Source organism: Paenibacillus oceani (assembly GCF_014705615.1).
Lineage (GTDB): Bacteria > Bacillota > Bacilli > Paenibacillales > NBRC-103111 > Paenibacillus_AB > Paenibacillus_AB oceani.
In genome coordinates this window covers 100648-117204 of record NZ_JACXJA010000031.1, presented here as the reverse complement: position 1 = coordinate 117204, position 16557 = coordinate 100648, and the positions used below count along the sequence as shown (strand labels likewise).

Annotated in this window: 17 protein-coding genes and 7 tRNA genes; 17 read left to right on the top strand and 7 right to left on the bottom strand. The window is 53.9% G+C overall.

What is annotated here, in order from left to right; translation table 11 throughout:
* Window positions 1-172 precede the first annotated feature (172 nt).
* From IDH45_RS22145 to IDH45_RS22115, 7 genes are all read left to right on the top strand, one after another.
* Window positions 173-258, top strand: a tRNA-Ser gene (locus IDH45_RS22145).
* A gap of 16 nt (window positions 259-274) precedes the next feature.
* Window positions 275-351, top strand: a tRNA-Met gene (locus IDH45_RS22140).
* Between the two features lie 6 nt (window positions 352-357).
* Window positions 358-433, top strand: a tRNA-Val gene (locus IDH45_RS22135).
* Window positions 434-493: 60 nt separating this feature from the next.
* Window positions 494-570 (top strand) — tRNA-Asp (locus IDH45_RS22130).
* Window positions 571-594: 24 nt separating this feature from the next.
* A tRNA-Phe gene (locus tag IDH45_RS22125) sits at window positions 595-667 on the top strand.
* A gap of 33 nt (window positions 668-700) precedes the next feature.
* Window positions 701-786 (top strand) — tRNA-Tyr (locus IDH45_RS22120).
* Between the two features lie 13 nt (window positions 787-799).
* Window positions 800-872: transfer RNA gene (locus IDH45_RS22115), tRNA-Lys, on the top strand.
* Window positions 873-1024: 152 nt separating this feature from the next.
* On the opposite strand, the gene IDH45_RS22110 is transcribed toward IDH45_RS22115, so the two are convergent.
* The 5 genes from IDH45_RS22110 to larA form a co-directional block, all read right to left on the bottom strand.
* Window positions 1025-1333 (bottom strand): MTH1187 family thiamine-binding protein, encoded by a 309-nt coding sequence (locus IDH45_RS22110; protein ID WP_190930306.1) that lies wholly within the window; start codon window positions 1331-1333, stop codon window positions 1025-1027.
* A 173-nt stretch (window positions 1334-1506) separates the two neighbouring features.
* The gene (locus tag IDH45_RS22105) at window positions 1507-3084 is read right to left on the bottom strand and encodes a GMC family oxidoreductase (protein ID WP_190930305.1); all 1578 of its coding nucleotides are present in this window, start codon (window positions 3082-3084) and stop codon (window positions 1507-1509) included.
* Window positions 3081-3668, bottom strand: coding sequence for a gluconate 2-dehydrogenase subunit 3 family protein (locus tag IDH45_RS22100; protein ID WP_190930304.1), 588 nt, complete (start codon window positions 3666-3668; stop codon window positions 3081-3083). The genes IDH45_RS22105 and IDH45_RS22100 overlap by 4 nt, the downstream gene beginning before the upstream one ends.
* A 6-nt stretch (window positions 3669-3674) precedes the next feature.
* A complete protein-coding gene (locus IDH45_RS22095; protein WP_190930303.1) occupies window positions 3675-4067 on the bottom strand; it encodes a hypothetical protein in 393 nt (130 codons plus the stop codon).
* Between the two features lie 45 nt (window positions 4068-4112).
* Window positions 4113-5354, bottom strand: a complete 1242-nt coding sequence (gene larA / locus IDH45_RS22090) for a nickel-dependent lactate racemase (protein WP_317891260.1) — start codon at window positions 5352-5354, stop codon at window positions 4113-4115.
* 228 nt (window positions 5355-5582) lie between these two features.
* On the opposite strand from larA, the gene IDH45_RS22085 reads away from it, so the two are divergent.
* From IDH45_RS22085 to IDH45_RS22050, 8 genes are all read left to right on the top strand, one after another.
* Window positions 5583-6440, top strand: a complete 858-nt coding sequence (locus IDH45_RS22085) for an MraY family glycosyltransferase (RefSeq protein WP_317891259.1) — start codon at window positions 5583-5585, stop codon at window positions 6438-6440.
* An 82-nt stretch (window positions 6441-6522) separates the two neighbouring features.
* On the top strand, window positions 6523-7113 hold the full coding sequence (locus IDH45_RS22080; RefSeq protein WP_190930302.1) for a C40 family peptidase: 591 nt from the start codon (window positions 6523-6525) through the stop codon (window positions 7111-7113).
* Window positions 7114-7225: 112 nt separating this feature from the next.
* A complete protein-coding gene (locus IDH45_RS22075) occupies window positions 7226-8317 on the top strand; it encodes a PucR family transcriptional regulator (RefSeq protein ID WP_223836870.1) in 1092 nt (363 codons plus the stop codon).
* Window positions 8318-8404: 87 nt separating this feature from the next.
* The gene (locus tag IDH45_RS22070; RefSeq protein ID WP_190930301.1) at window positions 8405-9523 is read left to right on the top strand and encodes an ABC transporter ATP-binding protein; all 1119 of its coding nucleotides are present in this window, start codon (window positions 8405-8407) and stop codon (window positions 9521-9523) included.
* 295 nt (window positions 9524-9818) lie between these two features.
* Window positions 9819-10757 (top strand): HPr(Ser) kinase/phosphatase, encoded by a 939-nt coding sequence (gene hprK, locus IDH45_RS22065; protein WP_190930300.1) that lies wholly within the window; start codon window positions 9819-9821, stop codon window positions 10755-10757.
* A gap of 23 nt (window positions 10758-10780) precedes the next feature.
* Window positions 10781-11716, top strand: a complete 936-nt coding sequence (gene lgt, locus IDH45_RS22060) for a prolipoprotein diacylglyceryl transferase (RefSeq protein ID WP_190930299.1) — start codon at window positions 10781-10783, stop codon at window positions 11714-11716.
* Between the two features lie 42 nt (window positions 11717-11758).
* The gene (ppaX, locus tag IDH45_RS22055; RefSeq protein ID WP_190930298.1) at window positions 11759-12397 is read left to right on the top strand and encodes a pyrophosphatase PpaX; all 639 of its coding nucleotides are present in this window, start codon (window positions 11759-11761) and stop codon (window positions 12395-12397) included.
* 14 nt (window positions 12398-12411) lie between these two features.
* Window positions 12412-12891: an acyltransferase gene (locus IDH45_RS22050; protein WP_190930297.1), complete on the top strand. Its 480-nt coding sequence runs from the start codon at window positions 12412-12414 to the stop codon at window positions 12889-12891.
* Window positions 12892-12920: 29 nt separating this feature from the next.
* Here IDH45_RS22050 and IDH45_RS22045 read toward each other — a convergent pair whose 3' ends face one another.
* Together IDH45_RS22045 and IDH45_RS22040 are read right to left on the bottom strand one after the other, a co-directional pair.
* Window positions 12921-14414 carry a PH domain-containing protein gene (locus tag IDH45_RS22045; protein ID WP_190930296.1) on the bottom strand — a complete coding sequence of 498 codons (1494 nt, stop codon included), beginning with the start codon at window positions 14412-14414 and terminating at the stop codon, window positions 12921-12923.
* Entirely contained in the window at window positions 14407-14886 is a 480-nt protein-coding gene (locus tag IDH45_RS22040; protein WP_190930295.1) for a PH domain-containing protein, read from the bottom strand. Before IDH45_RS22040 ends, IDH45_RS22045 begins: the two co-directional genes overlap by 8 nt.
* Before the next feature lie 126 nt (window positions 14887-15012).
* Between IDH45_RS22040 and IDH45_RS22035 the strand changes: the two genes are divergently transcribed.
* Window positions 15013-15159, top strand: coding sequence for a hypothetical protein (locus IDH45_RS22035; RefSeq protein WP_190930294.1), 147 nt, complete (start codon window positions 15013-15015; stop codon window positions 15157-15159).
* Between the two features lie 179 nt (window positions 15160-15338).
* Window positions 15339-16541, top strand: coding sequence for an ATP phosphoribosyltransferase regulatory subunit (locus IDH45_RS22030; RefSeq protein ID WP_190930293.1), 1203 nt, complete (start codon window positions 15339-15341; stop codon window positions 16539-16541).
* Window positions 16542-16557 lie beyond the last annotated feature (16 nt).

The window sequence follows — 16557 nt, the reverse complement described above, 5'->3', positions numbered from 1 at the left end:
TGATAGGTTCGGGGTGGAAGCGCAGCAATGTGTGGAGCTGACGAATACTAATCGGTCGAGGGCTTATCCTATTAATACTTCACGAACTTTTGTGGAGGCCTCAAGAGCCCTTGAGGTAACGTTTCACTCTCTCTCTTCTTCGGTTCGCATTCAGTTTTCAGGGAATAATTATGGAGAGGTACCCAAGAGGCCGAAGGGGGCGCTTTGCTAAAGCGTTAGGGTGTAACAGCCGCGAGGGTTCGAATCCCTCTCTCTCCGTTTTAACCTGTAATATGGCGGTGTAGCTCAGCTGGCTAGAGCGTACGGTTCATACCCGTGAGGTCGTGGGTTCGACTCCCTCCGCCGCTACCATATTAAGGACGCTTAGCTCAGCCGGGAGAGCATCTGCCTTACAAGCAGAGGGTCGGCGGTTCGATCCCGTCAGCGTCCACCATCTTTCTCCAAGCATGGTTTAAGTGCTTGCGGGGAACGATTAGTAGTATTGAATCAACACGGAGCTGTGGTGTAGTGGCCTAACATGCCTGCCTGTCACGCAGGAGACCGCGGGTTCGAATCCCGTCAGCTCCGCCATCCTTTTCACAATTTCATACATTTGGCTCGGTAGCTCAGTCGGTAGAGCAGAGGACTGAAAATCCTCGTGTCGGCGGTTCGATTCCGTCCCGAGCCACCTTGCATGCTTCCTTTACTGGTTGCATCACATGGAGGCTTAGCGAAGTGGCCAAACGCAGCAGACTGTAAATCTGTTCTCTGACGAGTTCGGTGGTTCGAATCCATCAGCCTCCACCATTCCCTTCATCATGAGCCATTAGCTCAGTTGGTAGAGCACCTGACTTTTAATCAGGGTGTCGTAGGTTCGAGTCCTACATGGCTCATCGAAACCTCTCCAGAACCGGAGAGGTTTTTGCTTTAATACAGCTACCTATTAATGCCATCTACAAAAAGAAAAGAAGGTTGCCCTAAGCTCTTTTTACGAGCCGGAGCAACCTTCTTTTTGTTCCTTGGATTAGCTGCTTTTGTTTCTTAGCTATCTTTGAAGCTTCGCTGCCACCGACCTCATTTTTTGCTCCATGGAGGAGGGCAAGTCGCGCCGATCGTCGATTTTGATGGACGTGCAGACGCGCTGTGCACCGCCGGAGAACGGAGATTCATGCAACTGCCGCACGACGTCCAGCAATACGGACAAGTCCCCTTCTATGATCGTGCTCATCGGCGTTAACTGATAATGAATCGCGCTTCCCGTTTTGTCCAATATTCGCTGCATATCGGCAACATAAGAACTGAGACTGGTTGTCCCGGTTCCAACCGGAATCACCGTAACCTCGACTATAGCCATACCGTATGTACCTCCCCTTAGACGATCCTCGGCAACCGTGGATCGATGAACGGCTAGTTACCGATTCGTTCTGATCTGTAATGGATTGATTGCAGCAGCAGACATGGCCGCTTCTCTAATTGTACACCCGAATCGCCAATGGGGGAACGACACGAGGCAGTCAGGAAGAAGGGCTACAGCTCTTTAAGACTGGCCCTTTCCTGAATATAGTCAGCCGTTCTGTAGGCGATAGCCATCACGGTATTCGTCGGATTGCCGCCACCGGAGGTGACGAATAAGCTGGCATCGCATACGAACAGGTTGGGGATGTCATGCGTTTGTCCATAGGAGTTCGTTACCGACGTATCCGAATTGTTCCCCATCCGGCAGCCCCCCGTTAGATGCGCCGTATCCGGAACTACATATTCGACAGCACCGCCGGCCGCGCGTAAAATCGAGCTCATCATTCCGACGGCATGTTGGATTAGCTTTCGATCGTTATCGCCGTAGCTGAACGATACTTTCGCTCTCGGAACGCCGTGCTGATCCGTCTCATCGGATAGGGTGACCCGGTTGTGCTCGGAAGGCAGCACTTCCCCAACCATCGTAATCCGACCGTAGTGATTGTAATCCAGGAGCGTCTCCTTCAGCCGCTGTCCCCACACAGGCCCTTGCTCCGATAAGGAAATTCCGCCTGCAAAACCGACGGGCCGCGCGCCATGGGCATGGAGCGTATATCCTCTAACGAAGGGATTGGCCGGGTCGGTTTCATAGAAATCCTGAGTCGTAGCCAGCACGGGCGTCCCTTTGTACAGGCGAACCTCCTGATCGAACTTGGCATACACGTCATGACTGCTGTGGGGCATAATCGCTTTGCCGACCCAACCGCTGCTGTTGGCCAATCCGTCGGGAAACTGGGAGTTTGCCGAGTTGAGCAGCAGTCGGGGAGTTTCCACCGCGAAAGCGGACAAGATGACGATACGAGCTTGTTGCTCGTACAGCTGCCCGTCATGAATAAATTCGACTCCGCGGGCTTTACCGTCTTTCCCCATCGATACCCGGGTTACCGTACAGTCGGCCAGCACCTCTGCGCCTGCTCGGATTGCTTTCGGAATATGGACAATCAACGTGCTGAATTTGGCGTTAGGCATGCAGCCTTCGTTGCAAAACCCGCGGTTGATGCAGGGAGGACGCCCCTCGAACGGAGCCGATAAAATCGCGAGAGGTGGCACTGAAGCGCGGATGCCAAGCTTCTCGCAGCCGTTCATAAACAAATAAGCATTGGGACTAAGCGGCTCCCTCTCGGGGTAAGGATAAGGTCCATGATAGTTTCCCCAAGGGAAAAACTTCGGTCCCGACACCGCTATCGCTTTCTCGACCCGAGAATAATAAGGCTCCAGGTCCGAGTAGCTAATCGGCCAGTCTTCTCCGACTCCATCCAGAGACCGGGTGCGAAAATCGGATTCGTGAAAACGCAAAAATACGCCGGTAAAGTGAGTAGTTCCCCCGCCCACCCCCCGACCTGAGTTGTTGTGTCCCATCTTAAGCGGATCGGCACCGTCTACCAGACGGGTTTCCTCCCAGCCGAGCGATCGCATCGCGAGTTCGTCGCTGGCGAAATCCCGCTGTGGGTCCCGGAACGGTCCAGCCTCCAGGACGACGACCCGCATCCCCGCCTCGCTTAATTGCTGGGCGAGCACGCCTCCCGCCGCGCCGGCTCCTACGATCACCGCATCGACCTGATCGTTTCCGTATTTACGCTGAAGTGTCATGGTTCGGGCTTCGCCTCCCAAGGATCGAGTTGTCCGATCTGAGTCCGCACATAACCTCTCGGATAAGCGGGTCCGCCGTAACCGATTTCGGACCATACGGTCGGATGCGAGTAGTACGATTCGACCGTCCAGCTCAGCAGGCGACGGAATAAAGCCTTTTGCGGAAAGGCGGGATCGGCCAAAGGAAGCTTGTCCTCGCTAAGGTCGGAAACAATCGAGTACTGCTCACTTTCCGTCAGATCGATTAGCGGCCGGCTGAATGTAGTCAGGCACCACTGGTCGATCAGCTTCAAGCCGGTACGGATGAGCTCGGCAGCCCGGGGAACTGTTGTGCCGCGTTCGCTTTCCGGCGTTGGCCCGTTTACCGTCTGATCGATGTGCTGCAGGACGAACTGGATCACATCGGCCCGGGTATCCCCGGCCAGCATGGAGCACAGCGCACGCAGCATCTCGGCTTCGACGAGCGTCAAATATTCATAGGTGAAATCGGCCTCGGTCCGGGACAAAACGATGGAGCGCGTCGTATCGTCCCAAGCCGCCTGTTCGCCAAGCACGTCATAATTCGGATATTTGGTTTTTTTCAAGGCAGCTCACCTCCAATATACGGCCAGTAGTCCCAGGGCGCTTATCGCTGTAAACAGAAACGGGAGCACAACCGGAGGACCGATCAGGAAATTGCGCATCGCATAACCTCCGACACGGACGCCGACTCCTTTGGCATGAAAATAAACGCCGACCAGGCCGTCAATCGCCCCAAGCACCATAAACACGACGAATAAGAGTCGCAGCCAGTTTGCATTATAAAACGTAAGGGCAAGCCCTGTCGCAAAAAAGACGGGGGCCGATACGACGGGAACCCACATTGATTTATGATGGAAATTTTGCCGGTAATGAAACATCGTTACCTGAATGCCGATCATGGCGAAAGCGGCGCTGACGAACAAAATAAGCAGACGATCGAGCGACCATGCATCCCAGTACATAGAAACTCCCCCTTCGAAAAGTATGGGCCTTGTCCTTTAAAGGAGTCAGGGCGATTGTGGCTGTGGAAACGTAAGCGATCCGTGAGGCATAACGGCTACCTCGCAACCGTCGCCGAACCGGAGCGACCGGATGGTCGCGTTCAGATCAGGTGCGGGGATGAATCCGGCAAGTTCCACAAGCGGGTCAGGCATATCGGTATGAAGGTATACCGTATACGGACCGACAATCTCTTGAATATGCGCGATCTTGTGAGCACCCAGCACGAACTGCTCGTTCAGCCTGGACATAATCGTATTCCGGTCCTGAACGGTCTCGATCCAGTATTGAAAGATCCCGTTGCCGAACAGCTCCTCGCAGCGTGCGGCAAGAATAATCGTACCTCCGGGCTTGGTGAAAGCCGCGGCGTTTTGCAGCGTCTTGAGTGCCTGATAAAGCTGCATATCCTTCGGGTAGCCGCCGGTGGAAGCTATAACTAGGTCGTACTTCGTATCGGCATTTACAAAAAAACGGCTTCGCGCCGCTTCCAGCCCCCGGCGGTGCGTCGGAATCAGCTCCCCGGCAAACGCCTCCAGCATCTCACGCCGATGGTTCGCGATGACGTTAAACAAAAAGTGAACCGGAACGACTCGCATCACCTCTTCCAAATCCCGGTGAACCGGGTTGTCCGGATCGCCAAGTCTCGCTTTATACTTTTGCGAGAGTGCGTGATTGGCTTCGATGCATCGCTTGGAAGCGGTGCCTGGCACCAGAGCTTTCACCCCGCCGGACACGCCCACGAGCCGGTGCGGCTCGATATTGCCGGTAGCGATACGCAGGTCGGCCTCCACGACGATCCGATTGATCTCGATCGGGGTGCCGCTGCTGGTTGTCCCCACATAGACGCAATCTTCCGATAGGGCGGAATGATTCACAACCGCTACCCGACGAAACACTTCTTCACCGGCCAATTCAATCAACTCCGCCTCCGTCTGTTTCCGGTGCATGCCCAAGGCCACGACAATCCGGATCTGTTCGTCGGATAGGCCAGCTTCGTTTAATTGTTCGAGAAGAGCGGGTAAAAAGAGCCGGCTTGGACAAAGCCGGGTATTGTCGCTGATTAGGATTACGGCGCGCTTGCTTCCTGCAGCCGCTTCCCGCAACGATTTTCCCGCGACCGGTTGTTCCAGCGCACTTCGAATGATGCGGTCTGCCGGTAAATCGGCTTCTGACCGGTAATCCAGCACGGCCGGAGTCGACATGAAATCAACGTCCAGCTCGATTCGGCCTTTCCCGTAAGGAAGTAAAATCGGTCCGGCCTCCTTTCTGCGAAAAGAAAAGTTCGAATGGGAAAATTATGTCCATCGCGCACCATTAATAAACCGGATGGAAACGGAGACGATCGGATATCCTAACGGAAATGACTGCTTGCAAGGGAGGGAAACCGTATCGCTTACTTATTTCCCGCGATTATCAGCTTCGGCATCGTATACGCACTGGTGCCGCTCATTCGGAGGACTGCACTGCGGATCGGTTTTGTGGATGCCCCTACGAAACGGAAAATTCATTCCAGCCCGATACCGCTTATGGGCGGAATCGCTTTATATCTCGGCTGTATGATCGCCATCTACGCTTTTGACGGAGCTTCGGCACGGTTCGCTGCCGTTTGTACCGGAGGAACATTACTTGTCGCTACGGGCTTGCTGGACGATTGGTATAAGGTAAAGGGCAAAGAATTTCCCGTATGGCCGAGGTTAGTCGTATACATAGTCGTCTCCGCCGTTCCGGCCTGGTTCGGGATTCAGATTATCGGGGTTACCAATGTCGCCGGCCAAGGCATGCTGCTGTTCCCCGTGTGGCTTTCGTGGATCGCAACGATGGCCTGGGTGTTCGGCATCACGAACATGATCAATTTTATCGACGGGGTGGACGGGCTTGCTTCCGGAATCGTCACCATCTCCTCGTTTACTTTATTGATTGCAGCCATCTTCAAGGAGCAGCACGGAACCGCGATTTTGGCCGCAGCGCTGGCCGGAGCTTGTCTTGCTTTTCTGGCGTTCAATTTTTATCCGGCACGAATATTCATGGGGGATGCCGGCGCTGTATTTCTCGGCTATACGCTAGCGGTGCTTGCGATAGACGGTTCGTTCAAAAGCGCAACGGTGATCTCCACGCTGGTCCCCGTATTTGCCATCGGGGTGCCGATCATGGATTCGGTAATTGTGATGACAAGGCGATTGTGGAGCGGCAAAGGGCTGCATCGCGCCGACAAGCTGCATACCCATCATACGCTGATGAGCTGGGGGCTGACCCAGACGCAAACTGTTTCTTTCCTGTATTTGATCGGGATGTTGTTTTCCATGTTGTCGATTATTTTGCTGCTTGTTATCGGTTGAATGACACCGATCAGAATGGATGGATAATGGTAATCTTGTTATTGATAAAACGTATGGAAATAGCTGTGGAGGGACTATCGTTTTGATTCGAAGGAAGAAGTTGCTGCCGGTGCGAGTGACTGTTGTTCTGATTGGACTGACAGCTGCAGCCGCCCATCTATGTCATCATGTTCACGCTTTGCAACGTCAGGAGCCGGCGGAACCGGCTATTGCGGTCGCCCAAGACCGCTTCAGGACGGAGTCGGCCGAAGCAGGCATCATAGCCATGAACCAGAAGCGAGCCGCACTGGACTCGGACCGGCTGCGCATCGTGCTGACAGCCCGAAAGTATTTAGGAACTCCTTATGTTTACGGCGCCAAGTACGGACAGACGGATACGTTTGACTGCTCCTCGTTTGCCAAGACTGTATTCGCCGAACATGGAATGGAACTGCCCCGGGTATCCCGCGATCAGGCGAAGCTGGGGGAACCGGTGGAACGGGACGATTTGAGTGTAGGGGATCTGGTGTTTTTCGCTACGGATGAAACGCACGGGGTGATCGGGCATGTCGGCATCTATACCGGCAGCGGGAGAATGATCCATACGTACGGAGACGGAGGAGTCAAATACAGCCGCATCGATTCCGGCTACTGGGAGGAGCGGTACGTAACGGCAAGGAGGCTCCTTAAATAAAACGCGGCATCCCTCCAGCGACCGGAGCCAGGATTCATTCCCGCCCGCAGCAAGGTTTTCATCCCCCTTCAAAACGTGTATCATGAAACTATAGTTTGGAGGGGTTTACAATATGGTGCAATGGGAGCGGTTAACGCAGCAACTGGGACAAATACTGGGCGCCGAATTCAAACTGGGCCGAATTCCCGTTACCGAGTGGAATGAGGCGGCGGAAGAGGGCAAGTCGGGCAAGAGCCGCTATATCGGCAGCCGGGTTCATTTTTTTCTGATGAAAGAAAGCGGACAAGTCCAGACGATAGCAGTGGAGAAATCCGTATTAACACCGTCTGAGAAGCAGCTGGTGGAACTGACCGTGGAAGCTTATCGCGTACAGGAGAAACGGGGCGCCGCAACGGCTCACTCGGAGGACGAGCGGAAGTCCCAACTTATCCGAAGCTGGATCAGCCAACAATTGGAGCAAGGAATTACCGATGCGGAGCTGCCGGAGTCGCTTGCGTCCACATTCGCTTTGTACGCACAGAAAATTCCGCTCCTCGTATACGGCGATTATTCCGATCAGCGCAAAGCCGTATTTCAGGATTTGAAAAAGCTGCTCGAGTCGTTTTTCGATTGCGAGATCGTCCTGATTCCGCTGCTGGATAAGGAGTGGCTGATCTTGGGCCCCGAATCGCTGTTGCAGGAAGGCGGAGAAGGGGAAGAGGAGACGGCGGAGGATACGCTCGCTTCGCTTGGACTTGCGCTGCACGAGATGCTCGCGACCGAATGGATGGGCGAATGCCATATTGCCGTCGACTACCCGCTGCTGCCTTCGAAGTCGCTGCTCGGCTCTGTTGTGAAGCTGCGTGAGGCGATGACGCTTGGCCGCACTTATCATGTGTCGGATAATATTCATATGCCGTGGAAGCTGCAGCTTGAGAAGCTGCTTCATCCGATCGGCGACGAGGCGCGGCAGTTATTTCTGGAGAGAGTGCTGAAACGGGTCGATCTGTTTAAGGATACGGAGACGGTCACGACGCTGGAGCAGTTTATTGCGCTGGACTGCAGTGTCAGCGAAACGGCCAAAAAGCTGTTCATTCACCGCAATACGTTGCTGTACCGGCTGGACAAGTTCAAGCAGGAGACGGGGCTCGATGTCCGTACGTTCCATCACGCGTTATTGGTGCACATGGCGCTCTTATTGTACAAAGTAACGAAAAGAACCTAATTTTTTTGTAAGCAATGTGCATAGCCATGAAAGTGGACGTAGGTTAATATATAGGTATGTGATAGATGATTATAGGAGGAATGATCCATGGCAGGCGTACGTTTGAATCATATCGTTAAGAAATATCCAGGGGCCGCAGAAGATACCGTTAAAGACTTTAACCTTGAAATTAAAGACAAAGAGTTTTTGGTGCTTGTAGGCGCATCCGGATGCGGTAAATCGACGACGCTCCGTATGATCGCTGGTCTTGAGGAAATTTCGTCCGGCGAGCTGTACATCGGCGACCGTCTGGTGAACGACGTAGCTCCTAAAGATCGCGACATCGCGATGGTATTCCAATCCTATGCTTTGTACCCGCATATGAACGTTTATCAGAACATGGCGTTCGGTCTGAAACTCCGTAAATTCAAAAAAGCCGAAATCGACGCACGCGTGCGCGAAGCGGCTAAAATTCTCGATATCGAAGTCCTGCTCGACCGTAAGCCGAAGGCTCTCTCCGGCGGTCAGCGTCAGCGTGTCGCCTTGGGCCGCGCAATCGTACGGGACCCGCAAGTGTTCCTGATGGACGAACCTCTTTCCAACTTGGACGCCAAACTCCGCGTACAGATGCGCGCCGAGATCAGCAAATTGGCAAAACGTCTGGAAACAACCGTTATCTACGTAACGCATGACCAGACGGAAGCAATGACCATGGGCGACCGCATCGTCGTTATGCACCAAGGCATTATCCAGCAAGCGGCTTCTCCGGAAGAGATCTACAACTTCCCGACCAATATGTACGTGGCCGGCTTTATCGGATCGCCTTCGATGAACTTCATTCACGGTTCTTTGTCAGAGTCCGGCGGCAAAGTCCGCTTCAAATCTCAAGGTGTCGACGTTGTACTGCCGGAAGGCAAAGCGCAAATCTTGCGCGATAAAGGCTACATCAACAAAGAAGTCGTGTTCGGTATCCGTCCGGAAGATCTTCACGACGAGCCGATCTTCTTGGAAGGCTCCCCGGACAGCCACGTGACCGCAACGATTGAAGTATCGGAAAACCTTGGTCACGAAGTTCAGCTTCACCTGAGCGGACTCGGAACACAAACGATCGTCGCTCGTGTCGATGGACGTACCGGCTTCAAGGATGGCATGACGATTAAATTGGCGATGGATATGAACAAAATCCATATCTTCGACAAAGAGACTGAAATTAACGTATTGCTGTAATTTGCTGTAATTATATAGTTCAGGACAAAAAACCGGTGGAAACGCCGGTTTTTTGTTTTGCCTGGAAGTATCAAGTAACGGAGTCTTTTTGAGGCTAAGACCCTGCTGAATTCCATATTCGATGTCGAGCAGGCCTTCGGATCGGCTTCTTAATCAAAAGTGGACTTTTTGAACAACCTCTAGTAGCGGTGCCTGACGATCGGTGTTTAACTGAACTTACAAGGCGTTACAAGGTTGCTTTCGAACCGCATTTCCATTACGATAATGACATTGGAACAAAAAGGAGACGTCAGGCATGGGGAAAAAGACGAAAGTATCCGAACTTGTCCACCATTTTAATCTGGAGGTCGTAGCCGGGGAGGAAGGGCTCGGACGATTGATCAAGGTGGCGGATATTTATCGGCCCGGCTTGGAAATGGCGGGATACTTCGCCTACCACCCCCGGGAACGGGTTCAAATATTGGGAAGAACAGAGCTGACGTTTTTCGAGACGTTGTCGGCTGAACAACGGCACGAGCGCATGTCCAAGCTCTGCAATGAAGAGACGCCCTGCATCATCGTAACGCGCGGGCTAAATGTGCCGGAGGAGTTGATCGGCCTGGCGGGGGAACACCGGCTGCCGGTACTCCGGAGCCCGCTGGCGACAACGACGCTAGTCAGCCGGATTACCGGATTTCTGGAGAACAAGCTGGCGCCTACGACGACGATTCATGGGGTACTGGTCGAAGTGTACGGTATCGGGATGCTCATCACCGGCACCAGCGGCATCGGCAAAAGCGAGACGGCGCTGGAGCTCGTCAAGCGGGGACACCGGCTAATTGCGGACGACGCCGTAGAGATCCGGCAGACGCCGGACAACGTCCTGATCGGCAACGCCCCGGAACTGATCAAGCATCTGCTGGAGATACGGGGAGTCGGCATTATTAACGTTATGACGCTGTTCGGAGCGGGCGCTATCCGGAACAATAAAAAAATATCGCTGGTGATCCGTCTCGAGACGTGGCAGCAGGACAAGGAATACGACCGTCTGGGCATCGACGAGGAATTGACGAGAATTATCGAAACCGACATTCCGCTCGTTACGATCCCGGTCAGGCCTGGACGCAATCTGGCCGTTATTATCGAGGTGGCCGGGATGAATTACCGGTTGAAGCGAATGGGCTACAATGCGGCCCTGCAGTTTACAAACAAGCTGACCGAGTCGATATCCGGCGATTTGGACGATTCGGAATAATGTTGGTGTAGAGGAGTTGGAGCATGGCTTATTTACTCGATCCCATCGCATTCTCGCTCGGTCCGATTACCGTGCGCTGGTACGGCATCATTTTAGGCTCAGCGGCTCTTATCGGGTTATGGCTCGCTGTGATGGAAGGCAAACGGTTCCGAATCCCGCCTGATTTCTTCATGGATCTGCTGCTGATCGGAGTTCCTTCGGCCATTATCGGAGCGCGGATCTATTATGTAGCGTTCAAATGGGATGCCTACAAAAACGATTTGCTTGAAATCTTTAAAATATGGAACGGCGGCATCGCCATCTATGGGGCGCTGATCGGCGCCATTATCGCCGGTTATATCTATATGCGGCGCAAAGGTTACGATTTCTGGCGAATCGCCGACATATGCGCGCCATCGTTAATCGCCGGCCAGATGATCGGCCGCTGGGGCAACTACGTCAACCAGGAAGCGCACGGCGGACCGGTAACGGAATCGTTTCTGCGCGACTCGCTCCATCTGCCCGCCTGGATTACGGATCAGATGTATATCGACGGGCAGTTTTATCATCCGACGTTTTTGTACGAATCGATGTGGAACCTGCTAGGGCTGCTCCTGCTGTTCTTCCTGCGGCGCCAAAGCTTCTTGCGTGCGGGCGAGCTGTTTTTCAGCTATTTTATCTGGTATTCGATCGGAAGGTTCTTCATCGAAGGACTGCGTACCGACAGTTTGGCCTTTACGGCTCCCGAATGGTTCGCCTCAATCATTAACGGATTGTGGTCTCCGATGCTCGTCTTATTCGAGCCGGGCTCGATGGATTACGGCAACGTGCGGATCTCGCAGCTCATCGGTATTCTCATTATCATTGCGGCGGTGATTCTGATCGTACTGCGCCGTAAAAAGGGCTGGTCCGCCGAGAAGTATTCGGACCCGATCATTTCGACCAAATCTGCGCCTCCGGCCTCAACGGAAGCGAACTAACCGACTGCAGCACACCAACACAACGGGGGGATTGGACCTAGGATGCCGATTACAACTGTTCTGTTCGATCTTGACGGTACGATCGTCGATACGAATGAACTGATCGTCCGTTCGTTTTTACATACGCTGGAGGGAGAGACGGAGAGAGCGTTCACCCGGGAAGATATTATTCCGCATATGGGATTTGCGCTTATGGAACAGCTTCGTTTCTTCACCGGCCAAGAGCAGGTAGACGAGCTTGCCGTCAAATACCGGACCTTTAATCAAAGCAAACATGACGAACTGGTCACGGAATTCCCCCATGTCCCGGAAGTATTGGCCGAGCTTGCACGGAGGGGCATCCGGATGGGCGTCGTAACGAACAAGATCCGGCAGACGACGCTGATGGGGCTCCGGTTATGCGGAATCGAATCGTACATGGAGACGATCGTGACGGCAGACGATGTCGCCAGGGGCAAGCCTGATCCTGAGGCAGTACTGAAGGCGCTGGAGCAGCTCGGAGTCGCTCCGGAAGAAGCGCTGATGGTCGGGGACAGCAAGTATGATATTATCGCCGGCCGCGATGCGGGAGTGAAAACCGTCGGGGTGTCCTGGTCGCTTAAGGGCGAGGAGCATCTTCGTTCGTTCGATCCGGATTACATCATTCACGATATGAAGGATCTGCTTGAAATCGTAAGGTAAAGAGGGATTCCCTATTGAGACAAACCAAACGGTATCCGGTAGAAGGGCCGAACGCGCTCTGGCAAGTGTATAAAACGGTAAACAAGTGGAAAGTGGTGCGCAACTTCGTATTTATCCAAATCTCCCGGTACTGTCCTTCGCTTCCGGTAAAAAACTGGATTTATCGAAGGGTGCTCGGCATGAAGGTAGGAGAACATACCGCATTTGCGCTGATGGTGATGGTGGATGTCTTCTTCCCGGAGAAGATCGAGGTCGGGTCCAACTCGATTATTGGTTATAATACGACGATACTCGCTCATGAATATCTAATCGGAGAATACCGGCTCGGGGATGTGAAGATCGGCTCTAACGTGATGATCGGCGCCAATACGACGATATTGCCCGGTGTGACGATCGGCGATAACGCGATTGTCGGAGCGGGTGCCGTCGTTCACCGGGACGTAGCGCCTGGAAGCTTTGTAGCAGGCAATCCGCTTCAGGTCATCCGAGAATAGTACATACAGGAAGGGTCTGGCGCGAGGCGTCAGACCCTTCTGCTGTACCAGCTCCATACCCGGTCAATATCCTGCTTGTCGATATGTTCGACACTCCACGTATTGTCTCCGGTATGACCCATCAGATTCACTTTGAGCGTCATCACCCGCTTCTTGCGTTGGGTGACGGACCCTTTCACTTGCAGCGACATGATCTGAGGTCTGCGCACGTAACAGGTTGTCTTGGTGATCAACCGGTTCTGGATCGTAAGCTGCTTGTCCGTCAACGTCATGCCGGAATCGAGGAATCGTCTCGTGGCCCAAGCTGTAACAAGCGGAAGCAGCAGAAGCGACCACATGCCGGGAATGCGAAAGTAGGCGATGAGTCCTGCGCTCAGTAGGGCAGCCAGGAGCAGTTCGATCCGGATGTAATACAAGAAAGCCCGCTTCGGCGGCCGTGCTTCGATCGGCGTTGCGGCAAATTGAGGCAGAAACGCTTCTATTATACGGGGCAGCTCGCTCATTCGAAAAAGCGGATGGAACATCAGTTTGTCTTCTTTGGCGGAAGCGACGACCCGGAGCTCCATCTGACCGTATCCGAGCGCTTGTCGCAGCCAGCCTTCCTTGACCATAACCGCCTGGACGCGTTCGGGCGAGAAGAGATGTTTCTTTTTCTCCAGCAGACCGTAAGTGACCGCGATTTGTTCGCCTTGGCGGGTGACGGTAAAGCCGGCATATTTAACGACATAAAGGACGACGGATAAGAGCCAAGCGAGCAACAAACCGATCAGGACGGCGATTACGATCGCCCAGCCGGAAGGCATCAGGGCGGTCGCTTCTTCGAAGATCCGATCGGAAAACCGCTGCGGTAGCAAGTCGTCGGCAAATGACATGACGCCGGCAATAAACACGAAAACGAGTCCGATGTTCATGGAGGTAAAAGCGGCTTTTGCCAGTTGACCGGCCGATAGACGGACGATCGGGGCGGCAGCCGAATCCGTATCGCTCGGCTCTCTCAGGCTGCTGTCAGCAGCATCGGCAGAAGCGTCGCCAAGCTCCGGCTTCTCGGCGGAGACGTGGTCAGGATGACGATCCGCGGCAGCTTTCGCTTCGCGGAGCCAGAGCTGCAACCGCTCAGCGTCCGCGACAGCCACCGCAGGTAATACTCCGTCCGAATCGGCTTTGCCGCCGGGCGTCTCGATCTTCAATTGAACGACGCCCAGCAGCCGCTGGAGCAGAGGCTGTTCGGTGTTGACGGAATGAATGCGGCCGAAATAGATGGACTTTTCCTCGCGGAATAAGACCCCTTTGCGAATTGCGATTTTGTCGTCTTCAAGCACATAAACGAATTTTTTCCATTGCAACACGCCGAAAACGATCAGCACGATCAGAAGTACTGGAGCAACGGTGTACACGGCCCAGTGAGGATTGCTCCAGTCAATGTCTTTGAAGAGAATGAGAATAATTAGCGGGAGCATCGCTTTAATCCATTGAACGGTTGTAAATAAAATAAACACGGGGTGCAGCCGGCGCGTCTCATTCATCGTCGTCCACCACTTTCGCCAGCACACCTATGCGCCGTTTCAACCGTTCCGCATCGTCCTGCTTCAGACCGCTGATCCGGTGAGTGGTCGCCGCGGTGACGACTTTCACTTCAGCCAGCCCGTAATTCCGCATCAGCGGCCCGCTCTCGATCTCGACGTGCTGCACCCGTACCATCGGAACAAGTACGTTGCTGATAAAGAGAAGTCCGGAGCGGATCTCCAGCTCCTCCTCGAACACTTCATAGGCGAAACGGCGGAATTCCACAGTCGGAACGATCCAAACAAAGACGACAAACGTCAGGGCGAACAGACCGAGGGCGATCCAGCCGGGTAGCAGTATCCAGTCCCACCGGCTTGCCGCGACCAGATAAGCGGCCGACAGGAGGAACAGCAGACCGTTCAAGATCATTGCGCTAATGCGGGAAGCTTTGATCGAATCCGGGTGAAGCCGCTGAGTCAGATCAGGTTCCATATATGCAGTCACTCCTTGGATGTAGTATATCCTTATTGGTAATACGTTAAAGAGGCCGAATCGTTCTATCCCTTATTAAAACGGTCCAAAAGACGGTTGGTTACAGCAAACAAGGGGGACATATGGATGACGATCCTGATTGTAATCTTATTAATTATCATTATACTCCTGCTGCTGCATATAAACAGCAAGCTGCCGGGCAGAGACTACATCCAAGAGGCGCTTAAACGAGATCAAGAGAGGGCCAAACAGAAAGAAAACAGCTCCGAATGATGGGCTTTAAAAAGACAGCGGTCAAGTAACCTGCAATTGACGCTGTAGAGCGTCCGTGGTACACTATCAGATAAATTACTTTATTTTGTTAGCATGGTAGATTGGTAATACATTAACGCGATAAAGCGACATTGCGCGGGGGAAAACGATACAACTGTCGGGGAAAAGGGGAGTGGCCCATGTCAAAGCCAAAAGTATTTGAAAAGCCGACTGGCGTAAAAGATTATTTGCCGGATACGGTCGCCAAGCTGCGCCGCATCGAGACGAATGTGCTGGAATGCATGCACAAGTGGGGGTACCGCCAAATCATAACGCCCACATTGGAATATTACGACACGGTAGGAGTGGCAAGCTCTACGACCGACCGGAGACTGTTCAAGCTGCTGGACAAAAAAGGGACGACGGTCGTGCTCCGCTCGGAAATGACCGGACCGATCGCACGCGTTGTCGGATCGCTGCTGAAGGATCATCCGTTCCCGCTGCGGCTTTCCTACCATTCGAACGTTTTTCGGGCTTTCGAGGAGGAAGCGGGGCGGGAAGCGGAGTTTTTCCAAACCGGAGTCGAGCTGGTCGGAGACGGCTCCGCCGATGCGGATGCGGAAGTGGTCGCGCTGGCGATCGCTTGCCTGAAGGCGGCGGGCGTACGCGATTTCAAAATCGCGATCGGGCACGTCGGATTTTTGAACGGCTTGTTCCAGGAGGCGCTGTCCGGACGCGACGAGGAGCAAAGCGCGCTTAAGGAACGGCTGCTGCAGCGGGATCACGTCGGCTACCGGAACTTGCTTGCCGGATACGGACTTGAAGACGGCATTCGCTCCGAGCTGGAGGGCATCTTGCGCTTGCGCGGCGGTCAGGAAATATGCGAACAGGCGAGAGGGTTGTCGCTCGACCGGATGGCGCAGGATGCGATTCAGCATCTGTGCGAGGTTTGGGATGTGCTGAAAGCGTACGGAGTCAGCGAGCATGTGCTGATCGATCTGACGATGATCGGCGATTTTACTTATTACACGGGGATGACGTTCGAAGGATATGCGGCGGATCTCGGCTTCCCCGTCTGCAGCGGGGGCCGGTACGACAATCTGCTGAAGCAGTTCGACCGTCCGGCGGCTGCGACCGGATTTGCCCTGAAGACGAACCGGATGCTGGAGGTCGCCGTGTGCGATCCGGCCGAGGAGCTGTACCGGGTGCTCGTGGTGTATACCCCCCGGAAGGTTGGAGAGGCGCTCGCGCATGCCCAGGAGCTGCGGAGCAGACCGAATGTGATGGTGGAGACGCTGCGCGTGGATGCGGACAAGAAGGACGGTTCCCGTCCTAGCTTGACAGAGCGTGCGGCCAGTCCGGTAAATCTCGAAGCGTACAGCGAAGTCATCGAGTTTGGTTGACGAAAGGATGGTTGAG

What these genes read in the sequence shown, in the direction of transcription:
- IDH45_RS22075 (WP_223836870.1), top strand. Translation starts at nt 7,226, where the DNA reads ATGGTGCAATGGGAGCGGTTAACGCAGCAACTGGGACAAATACTGGGC.
- IDH45_RS22095 (WP_190930303.1), bottom strand. Translation starts at nt 4,067, where the DNA reads ATGTACTGGGATGCATGGTCGCTCGATCGTCTGCTTATTTTGTTCGTC.
- IDH45_RS22040 (WP_190930295.1), bottom strand. Translation starts at nt 14,886, where the DNA reads ATGGAACCTGATCTGACTCAGCGGCTTCACCCGGATTCGATCAAAGCT.
- IDH45_RS22110 (WP_190930306.1), bottom strand. Translation starts at nt 1,333, where the DNA reads ATGGCTATAGTCGAGGTTACGGTGATTCCGGTTGGAACCGGGACAACC.
- IDH45_RS22070 (WP_190930301.1), top strand. Translation starts at nt 8,405, where the DNA reads ATGGCAGGCGTACGTTTGAATCATATCGTTAAGAAATATCCAGGGGCC.
- IDH45_RS22105 (WP_190930305.1), bottom strand. Translation starts at nt 3,084, where the DNA reads ATGACACTTCAGCGTAAATACGGAAACGATCAGGTCGATGCGGTGATC.
- IDH45_RS22045 (WP_190930296.1), bottom strand. Translation starts at nt 14,414, where the DNA reads ATGAATGAGACGCGCCGGCTGCACCCCGTGTTTATTTTATTTACAACC.
- IDH45_RS22035 (WP_190930294.1), top strand. Translation starts at nt 15,013, where the DNA reads ATGACGATCCTGATTGTAATCTTATTAATTATCATTATACTCCTGCTG.
- hprK (WP_190930300.1), top strand. Translation starts at nt 9,819, where the DNA reads ATGGGGAAAAAGACGAAAGTATCCGAACTTGTCCACCATTTTAATCTG.
- lgt (WP_190930299.1), top strand. Translation starts at nt 10,781, where the DNA reads ATGGCTTATTTACTCGATCCCATCGCATTCTCGCTCGGTCCGATTACC.
- IDH45_RS22030 (WP_190930293.1), top strand. Translation starts at nt 15,339, where the DNA reads ATGTCAAAGCCAAAAGTATTTGAAAAGCCGACTGGCGTAAAAGATTAT.
- ppaX (WP_190930298.1), top strand. Translation starts at nt 11,759, where the DNA reads ATGCCGATTACAACTGTTCTGTTCGATCTTGACGGTACGATCGTCGAT.